The sequence below is a fragment of the Pseudomonas antarctica genome (assembly GCF_900624995.1).
Classification (GTDB): domain Bacteria; phylum Pseudomonadota; class Gammaproteobacteria; order Pseudomonadales; family Pseudomonadaceae; genus Aquipseudomonas; species Aquipseudomonas antarctica.
Window position 1 is genome coordinate 1 of record NZ_UYXQ01000149.1, and the last position, 8,573, is coordinate 8,573.

An 8,573-nucleotide genomic window follows, 5' to 3' on the forward strand; every position below is an offset into this window, starting at 1 on the left:
CGTGACCAAAGTGGAGATGGTCAAGGCGTTTTCCCCGGCCCAATCCTATCACCACGACTTCCTCACCGAAAACCCGTCGTACCCCTACATCTTGATCAACGACCTGCCAAAAGTGGCGCAACTCAAAAAGCTGTTCCCGGACCAATACCGCGCAGAACCGGTGCTGGTCAAAAACCAATAACCACCACAAAACCCAATGAGCGCTCGTTCCCACGCAGAGCGTGGGAACAATCATCAGCCCAACAAACACCGCAAAACCCAACTGTGGGAGCGGGCAAGCCCGCGCCCAAATGTTTAACCTTTGGCTTTTGCCAGATAAGGTGCCAACCGCCGCCCCATTTCCTCACCCAACGCCTGCAACCCGCTCAACGGCCGTACCATCACTTCAAATTCGACGATCTGCCCCCGCTCATTAAAGCGAATCAGATCAATCCCCTTAAGCTGCTTGTCACCCACCCGCGCACTGAACTCCAGCACCACACTGAGCCCATCGCCAGTGGCCAGTTCGCGATGGTATTGGAAGTCTTCAAACACCTTGATCACCGTGTTGAGAATCATCGACACCACTGGCGCGCCAGGGTAGGGCGTGTGTGCCATGGGCGAGCGGAACACCGCATCAGGCGCCAGCAGTTCAGGCAGGCAAGTGAGGTCGCGCGTCGCCAACAGGGTGTGCCAGCGTTGCAGGGTCTGAGCGGCGGCGGGGGTTAGGGTCAGTTCGGACATGCTCGGTACCTGTTCTTATGATGGGAAGGCAGTTCACCTGCCCAACATAAGAGCGGTAACAAAGCAGGGTCAATCACCCGAATTGACAGTTAAGTGACTGCAATGCACTCACACCACTTCAAGGTAGGAACTGTGAATCGCCTGGGCCAGTTCGCGCACGGTGTCGATAAAGTCCGTAAGCCGGCTGTGCAAGCCGTCCTCCAGGATCTCATCGATACCCGTATAACGCAGCCGCGCCTCGAACTCGGCGGCCAAACGCTGCGCCGTTCGGCCATAACTGCCGGGCAGGTCGGCCAGAATATGGCTCAACTCCTCGACACACGCGTGCAACGAACGTGGCACATCACTGCGCAACAGCAGCAACTCTGATACCGAACGTGCATTCAAGGCGTTCGGGTACAGCTCGGTGTACGCCTCGAATGACGACAACGCGCGGAGCAGGGCGCTCCACTGGTAGTAACCGCGTGCCGACAAATCGCTGACTTCCTCCGACTCCTCGCCAAACATCTCATAGCGCGCATCCAGCAAGCGCAAGGTGTTGTCCGCGCGCTCGACAAAGGTGCCCAGGCGAATAAACCGATACGCATCGTTACGCATGATGGTGCCGGAGGTCGCGCCCCGGAACAGGTGCGAGCGCTGCTTGACCCAGTCGCAGAAGTGGCTGATGCCGTGGCGCGCCAGGCCGCCTGCGGCGATGCTGCGCATTTCCAGCCAGGTGGCATTGAGGTTTTCCCACATGTCGGCGGTAATGCGCCCGCGTACCGCGTGGGCATTGCCCCGGGCGGCGCGCAGGCAGTTGTAGATGCTGGCGGGGTTTTCTTCGTCGAGGGCGAAGAAGTGCAGCATACGCGTCGCGTCCAGTTGTTTGTGACGCTCCAGGTAATTCTCCAGGGTGCCGCTGCTGAGCAACGACATCGCCAGTTCGTCCAGCCCATCGCTGCGCCCGGCCTGGGGCATCAACGACAGCGAGTAACTGACTTCGAGCATGCGCGCCAGGTTCTCGGCACGCTCCAGGTAACGCGACATCCAGTACAGATCTGCGGCGGTTCTACTCAACATACTCAGCCCTCCACCACCCAGGTGTCCTTGGTTCCGCCGCCTTGCGACGAGTTGACGATCAACGAGCCTTCCTTCAACGCCACGCGGGTCAGGCCGCCGGGCACCAGGCGGGTTTCCTTGCCCGAGAGCACGAACGGGCGCAGGTCAATGTGGCGTGGCGCGATGCCGTTTTCGACAAAGGTGGGGCAGGTGGACAGGCTGAGGGTCGGTTGGGCGATGTAGGCGTGGGGGCGCGCCTTGATGCGTTGGCGAAAGTCCTCGATTTCGGCGGCGCTGGAGGCTGGGCCGACGAGCATGCCGTAGCCGCCCGAGCCCTGGGTTTCCTTGACCACCAGTTCCGGCAGGTGCGCCAGTACGTGGGACAGCTCATCCGGCTTACGGCACTGGAAGGTCGGCACGTTTTGCAGAATCGGTTCCTCATCCAGGTAGAAGCGGATCATCTCCGGCACGTACGGGTAGATCGACTTGTCATCCGCCACGCCGGTGCCGATGGCGTTGGCCAGCACCACGTTGCCAGCGCAGTAGGCGGCCACCAGGCCGGGCACGCCGAGCATCGAGTCCGGGTTGAAGGCTTTGGGATCGAGGAACGCGTCGTCGATACGTCGATAAATCACATCGACCGGCTTGGGGCCGTCGGTGGTGCGCATGAACACCTTGAGGTCGTGCACGAACAGGTCGGCGCCTTCCACCAGCTCCACGCCCATTTCACGCGCAAGGAACGCGTGCTCGAAGAAGGCGCTGTTGAAGCGGCCCGGGGTCAGCACCACCACGTTGGGGTTGTCCAGGCGGCTGGCGCTTTTCAGGGTCTTGAGCAGCAGGTTGGGGTAGTGGTCCACTGGCGCGATGCGCTGCTTGGCAAACACTTCAGGGAACAGGCGCATCATCATTTTGCGATCTTCGAGCATGTAGCTCACGCCGCTGGGCGTGCGCAGGTTGTCTTCGAGCACGTAGTAGGTGCCGTCGCCGTCGCGCACCAGGTCCACACCGGAAATGTGCGAGTAGATGTCGCGGTGCAGGTCCAGCCCGACCATCGCCTTCTGATAACCCTCGTTGCCCAGCACCTGGTCCGCGGGAATGATCCCGGCCTTGATGATGCGCTGGTCGTGGTAGATGTCGGCGAGGAACATGTTCAGCGCATTGACCCGCTGGATACAGCCGCGCTCGATGACGCTCCATTCACTGGCGGGGATGCTGCGGGGGATGATGTCGAAAGGGATCAGGCGCTCGGTGTCGTGCTCGTCGCCGTAGAGGGTAAAGGTGATCCCGGCGCGGTGGAACAGCAAATCGGCTTCGCGGCGCCGTTGGGCCAGCAGTTCCGGCGGCGTATTGGCCAGCCAGCGGGAGAAATCCTGATAATGCGCACGGCACACGCCGTCTGCGTCATTCATTTCATCAAAGAAAGATCGAGCCATTCCAGTACCTTGTCAGTGCCTGCATTGCTTGGTTGGCAAGTTGCTTGGTTGGCACTGCCGCAAAAAAACGCATTTTTTTATGAGCCCGTGGCGCAGAGTGCCAACAGGCCTGGTCCTTACTTTCTTATGGGGTCGGCGCTGGGTCGGGGGGGTAACGAATACTCCTGTATCCGGGCAGATGAATGGATAAAGCAATGCCTGTGCCGGAACTGCATTAAAGCTGGCCAATGCCTTAGGGCAAATAGGGGGGCTGTGGCAAATGGGCGGCTGTGGGGAGCGGGCTTGGTGTGGCGAGCCCGCTTCCCACAACCGCGGGCTCACTACAAGGGTGCGCGGAGTGTTCCAGAATGGTGCATGAGCGAACTTGGGCTTGCGTAATCATTGACCGTCATGGCACGGGAGCGAACTTGATGACGGGTCAGGCAGCGGGTCACTCATAACCTCGACCGTCTTGGTGCGGCCTTTGGGCGTGTTGACACGCTTACAGCGCAGTTCGGAACAAGCTGTGCATATCTATGTTCAACGATTTGATCGTGGCGTCTAGATTGCTTTCGTCAAAGACTGAAATTTTATACTCAGGCGCCCCGGGAGGATTGCCAACATAGTGCGGCATCAGACGCTGGGTGCGGCCGCTGTTCAATGCGCTGTCCAACGCGGCGCTCATCGCGGTATCCGTCGTAAAGGTCGCTTTACCGAAGTTAGGGTCGAAATAAAACCAGCCCTTCGTCCTGGCATCATAGCCGGCGGTAATGCCATGCCCAGGGCCATTGATCAAGAGTGTTTTTGAACGACCGGCTTTGCCCGCTTGGGCCAGCTCCGAAATAATGGTGGTATGCGCAACTTGTCGTTCCTGCATGCCATGGTGGAATGCGGTGCCCAACACATTTTGGAGTTTGTTCAGCTGTTCGCGGACCGTGGTTATTTTGGTTGCCTTGGTCTGTTCAAGGGTGGCTTTGGCCGGATTGGTTTTTCGCAATTCGGCGATCTCTTGAGGGCTAAGAATGTCCGTCATCGCGATATGCAGGTTTTTAATAAGCGCGTCTTCCTTGCCATATTTGGCGGCGAGCGCGTAGGCATTGGATAATGCCGCGCACTCACCGTCCGACAGCAGCGAAACTTGACTGAGGTAAAAACCTTGCGGAAGAGACTGAACCTTGCCACCCACCGCCGTCATGTCGGCGCTGAACACCGCGTAGTTCTGTCGACTGATTTCAATTCTTCGCTTTTCTATGTAACCGATCAAATGACCCGTTTCTTCAGGGGTGCGCCCGCGCGCGATAGCAAGTTCTGCAATCTGATTGTTGGTCAAGTTATTCGAGAACCCAGGGATGTGCTCTGGTTTCCCTGACTTATACCCGTACTGGTAGTCGTCAGCGTTAACGATTTTCGCCGTTTGACGCGCGGTCGTGAGTCGTTCAGGGAGAACGCGCAGTTCTTCTATTCGTTTTGCCAGGCTGCCGAGTTGTGTCGGCGTACGACGTTCGGCGACTGCAAGACGTTTTAAATCATCGATGGTCAGCGCTGTAGAGTAGCCATAGATGGCTTCGGGCTTTCCGGTGTTCAGACCCGCTATATAGGCAGCATTGTCTTCGGCTTTGGCGTTGGTTATCGCCTTCAGATAGTCACGGCGAAAGTGCGGGTTGTCTGCCGCAGGCGCGACGACGGAGCCTATCACCCTGCCAAGCCAACTATCAGTAAGCCCTTTGATTTCCCCCCCGTGAGGGGCTGAAGAATGTACGGCGACAAATGTATCCAGTGGCTTGCCATACGCCTCCTGCGTGCGTGGGTCGTAGTCGTACCACTGACGGGTGGTCGGATCGAATTGAGCCAAGGTGGTGGTCTGAGCAGCACCGTTGGCTGTCTTATAGGTGCCTTCGGCGATATTCGGTTTTTTTGCCAGCTCAAGTAAATTCACGCTGCGGTGAGAGCCGCGCAGGTGCTTGACGCCCCGGTAGGTCGCACCAATGCCTTTGCGGCCGAGTTTCAGAACACCACGTCCCAGATCATCAATACCGTCCAACGGGTTAAGCGCGCCCACCGCCGCCCGCCCAATGATTGTGCCTGTCTTGGCAATTTTTGAAAGTACCGAGGACGTCGATGCAATGGCTTTGGCGCCTTTGGCCACTGCCGAGCCGATGCCGACGGCGAAACCGAAAATATCGAAGGCCAGATCGACAATGCCGTCACCAATAGCGCCGGCTTTGAAGTTTTGGATGGCGGACCAGAAAGGGATCAGCCCCAGCGCAACGTCTTGAACGATTTTGTACGTTGGTACTTCGGTTTCAAAGGTCGTTGCTCCCTTGGCATACGTTTGCACCGCAGGCAGATCCATATCCTCAATCATCGCATCAACGATATAGTGGGTTCTGGCACTGCCGAAGCTATAAGGTGTACCGGGCGCGCCTTTACGTTCATCCGTAACGTCAAGCGCATGCTGACCTTTGGGTTTTATCAGGTCGTATTTTTTCCCTCGGGTAGAATAAACATTGCCGTCTCTTGGAGGGTATTCCTGATACGTCTTGTCGGGCCGCCTGGTGACGGTGCCTGTTAGTCGATTGACTTCATAGGTCATGACATTGCCGTTGCGTTCGGTCTCCAACAGCAGTACGCCTTCCGCAACGCGCAGGGGCAGGTCGGGCCTGTCATAATCAATCTCCCTGCGAATGGTTAGTTTACCAAACTCCAGATTCTGCCGATCTTCCAGTGGCTGTTTGGAAATAAGGTGTTTGAGTTGCGCAGACGTCGTTTTTGTGACGGCAGTGGCGTAGTTCGAAAAAGCCTTATCAAAGGCATCTTTCGGCGGTACTAGCTTTTTAAGGTTTGCCAGGACAACGTTGATGTTGATCGCCGCCGATGAGGAGAACCACTGGGCGGGTATTCCATCCTGCGCAATATTAACTTGGCCTAATGTAAGCACTTTCACAAAAGACCGGCCTGCGTTTCCCCAGTTATCCGCCGAGTCTGGGACCCCTAACAGCGCTCTGCCATCAATGTACAGATCCCGTATCGAGTAAGGCCCTGGGAAGTGTCTGTTTGAAGGCTGCAAAGTTATACACTTTTTATCGAACAATGCCGGGTCCATGCCTGGGAGGGCAGTTTTCAAAGGCTCCTGCGTTACGCTCTGTATCGTCGGCATCTCGCCGATTTGCGTTTCAGCAGCCTCTCGGAGTTCGCTGAGCTGTGTATCGAACGCCTTACGGGCGTCGTTCATCGCAGCATCGGTAGAGGTGTGCATGCCATTGGCAACGGCCCACTCTTTGATCGCCTCGTTCTGGGCCGCATACTCAACTTCACGCTCCTCAGCCGTGATGGGGGCAATGCTGGCGTGGAGCATGACTTGGGTATAGCTCATCGTCGCGGTTGCCCCGGGCGCTTTCGCTTCGATACGGGCCACCGCCGTCGTAAAGCTGACCCAGCTGTGGGTGCCCACGACCACCTGATCCGGGATGTCCTTGACCAAGAATGCCGGGGCCCGACTGGCGAGCATGAGGTGGGTGTGTACCGCCGCAACTTCCGGGGACGAGAAGTTGCCGTTAGACACCCTCTTATCCGTCAGCTCCTTGACCACTGCTGAAGCTGTTTTGCCTGTGTTTGCAGCTGAGACCAACCGATAGCCTTCAACAGTCGTTGCGTCGGCGGCGCTTGCTTTGCTGCCTACACTCAAGGCCGCCAGCAGCCAGTCGGACGCAGTGCCTTTAACCAAGCGCGCCGCGAATGCGGCCTGAATCGCCCCACCCAGTGCCTTGCCCTTGGGGGAATTGATCAACTTGTCGATCAACAGGCGTGGATTACGCTGCTCCTCAGCAGCGAGTGGCCGGTTGCCCAGCAGATAATCCAGCACATTGGTAAAGGGGCTCAACGAGCTATCGCCGAACTTCCCTGTCTGTATATCCGCCCTCAGTTGCGCTTGGCTGCCCTGGTCAAGCGGCGTCGGCCAGTTCAGTGCGCCACCGAGGTTGCCATTGATGGGAGCCTTGGGTGTCGCTGTGGAGAGGGCGTTTGCCAGGTTCACCAGCTGTTCGTGACGGGTGGGGATATCCCAGCCATGATCCTGCAGATAGTGCAGAAGGCTGACCTTATTCGACTTGTCGGCATTCGATGGCGGGTAGGTGCTGTCGGGAGAAAGTTGGATCGTCTGCTGAAGTTTCTCTTGGATCTGATCGTAATTCGTGAAGCCATTCGCTACGTCGCTCGCCAGGTTTTTCAGTTCGTAAGCGGCGGTCTCCCGGTTGTTGATATCGCCCATAAACGCTTTCTGATTGTTCAGTGCGTCCTCGCTACGGGATGCAATCAAACTTGAGTCGGCAGTCGGATCAAGTGCTGCAAAACCCTTGTGGGCGGCAAGTTCTTTCACGCGCTCGCGCAGGGCGGGCTCGGTAAGGTCCAGCCGTTCTTTATAAAAAAGCCCCACTATTTCATACGGAACCGGCTCGTTGATAATGCTTGTCGGCGGTGCAAAGACCGTGTCGGCGTTGCCCCCGGCGATGACCCGCCCGGCCTCCAGAATAGGCCCGCTGATCGCGGCCCAGCGGCTGTCGTCGAGCCCGACGGTAAGGAGGACCTGCTTAGGATCCAAGTGGTGTTTGAGGGTAAAGGAGAGTTGGCCGGACTGTGCATTGAGCTTGATTGACTGAGCGTTGATACCGGTGTCTTCAATCCATCGGCGGACTTCAGCTAGCTGGAACGCGTTACGCAACTGTGTCCACCACTGGCCAAAGGTGGAATGGGAAGGAACAGGGTAGACCTTGACGTTTGTTTGCTGGTTGGCAACGCCGAGCAGCGCAGAGCCATAGTTGATGGCTATCTCGCGATCACCTTCGATGCGCGAGACTGCGGTTGATTCTGAGGCCTCACGTTTTTGCCTTGTGGGCGGATGCGTGGAGGTACTGGTCTGTGGGAGTAAGACACGAGGTTGTGTGGGAATAGGGCTGGAAATGTTGTTCATACGGGAGTGTCACCTGAGAAGTTTGGGTTACGTCCGGGTTGAATCAGCCTCCGTGCACATAACCCTATGTCGTGATACCCCTTTAATTAGCTCCTTCGCTTGTAGGAAAAACGTTTTACCTCGTATTTCAACCAGAAACGCCACAGGGACCCTTTATGGCGGGTGAACAAACTTGAACTTCACCCGCGGCCGACTCTTCTAATAAGACTCGAAACCGTGTGGAGCACTGTCGTGCCCAGAATCATCTCCCCTAACACCCCCGAATCGGCCGTGACCGATCACAGTGAACACAACGCTAAAGTCTTCGGTTCGCCCAAGGACCGTCCCGACTTCTATCGCCGGGAGATCCCATACGAGAAGCCCATCCTGGCCAACCCGCACGACGCCTACTCTCCCCGCCACTCATTTCCGGTGATCCACTTCCTATTTGGCCT

At 57.3% G+C, this 8,573-nt stretch carries 4 protein-coding genes and 2 pseudogenes; 2 read left to right on the top strand and 4 right to left on the bottom strand.

The features are described from left to right. Window positions 1-181, top strand: a pseudogene (locus E0F99_RS27195) (peptide-methionine (S)-S-oxide reductase MsrA); the annotation flags it as partial. A 113-nt stretch (window positions 182-294) separates the two neighbouring features. On the opposite strand, the gene E0F99_RS27200 reads toward E0F99_RS27195, so the two are convergent. The 4 genes from E0F99_RS27200 to E0F99_RS27215 form a co-directional block, all read right to left on the bottom strand. Next, window positions 295-723: a nuclear transport factor 2 family protein gene (locus E0F99_RS27200; protein WP_083358470.1), complete on the bottom strand. Its 429-nt coding sequence runs from the start codon at window positions 721-723 to the stop codon at window positions 295-297. 108 nt (window positions 724-831) lie between these two features. Continuing rightward, window positions 832-1,782, bottom strand: a complete 951-nt coding sequence (locus E0F99_RS27205) for an alpha-E domain-containing protein (protein WP_083358469.1) — start codon at window positions 1,780-1,782, stop codon at window positions 832-834. A 2-nt stretch (window positions 1,783-1,784) separates the two neighbouring features. After that, on the bottom strand, window positions 1,785-3,194 hold the full coding sequence (locus E0F99_RS27210) for a circularly permuted type 2 ATP-grasp protein (RefSeq protein WP_083358468.1): 1,410 nt from the start codon (window positions 3,192-3,194) through the stop codon (window positions 1,785-1,787). 481 nt (window positions 3,195-3,675) lie between these two features. Beyond that, a complete protein-coding gene (locus E0F99_RS27215; RefSeq protein ID WP_083358467.1) occupies window positions 3,676-8,139 on the bottom strand; it encodes a hypothetical protein in 4,464 nt (1,487 codons plus the stop codon). A 231-nt stretch (window positions 8,140-8,370) separates the two neighbouring features. Between E0F99_RS27215 and E0F99_RS27220 the strand changes: the two are divergent. Further along, window positions 8,371-8,573: pseudogene (locus E0F99_RS27220) on the top strand (hypothetical protein); the annotation flags it as partial.

Bases quoted from the DNA above. Each gene is read 5' to 3' on its own strand.
- E0F99_RS27210 (WP_083358468.1), bottom strand. From the start codon at position 3,194: ATGGCTCGATCTTTCTTTGATGAAATGAATGACGCAGACGGCGTGTGC.
- E0F99_RS27205 (WP_083358469.1), bottom strand. From the start codon at position 1,782: ATGTTGAGTAGAACCGCCGCAGATCTGTACTGGATGTCGCGTTACCTG.
- E0F99_RS27215 (WP_083358467.1), bottom strand. From the start codon at position 8,139: ATGAACAACATTTCCAGCCCTATTCCCACACAACCTCGTGTCTTACTC.
- E0F99_RS27200 (WP_083358470.1), bottom strand. From the start codon at position 723: ATGTCCGAACTGACCCTAACCCCCGCCGCCGCTCAGACCCTGCAACGC.